Genomic DNA, 418 nt, shown 5'->3' with positions numbered 1-418 from the left:
TTGTGGGTTCGACGTCGGCGGCGCATGCGGTCGAGGTGTCGGCCCCGTTGGTGACCACGACGACGGACCTGGCGGTTCCTGCCACTGCTGTGACCGGTACTGCGGTTGATCTGACCGCGACTGTCGGTCCGGCGGATGCGGTGGGCACGGTGCAGTTCAAGGACGGTGGCGTGAACATCGGTGCGCCGGTTGCGGTTTCGGGTGGCACCGCGACTCTGTCGCATACGTTCGACACGGTCGGGTCGCGGTCGATCACTGCTGAGTTCGTCGCGGGTGCCGGCTTTGTGGGTTCGACGTCGGCGGCGCATGCGGTCGAGGTGTCGGCCCCGTTGGTGACCACGACGACGGACCTGGCGGTTCCTGCCACTGCTGTGACCGGTACTGCGGTTGATCTGACCGCGACTGTCGGTCCGGCGGA

The 418-nt window shown here is 67.2% G+C and carries 1 protein-coding gene; it reads left to right on the top strand.

Annotated features, from left to right (window positions below; all coding sequences use genetic code 11):
* Positions 1–50: 50 nt before the first annotated feature.
* Positions 51–418: Ig-like domain-containing protein (locus AC1DWC_RS26770; protein WP_477912930.1), on the top strand; the 368-nt coding region annotated here is incomplete at its 3' end.

This window comes from Rhodococcus sp. P4_C10, assembly GCF_056402135.1.
This window is presented reverse-complemented; position numbering and strand designations above follow the sequence as displayed.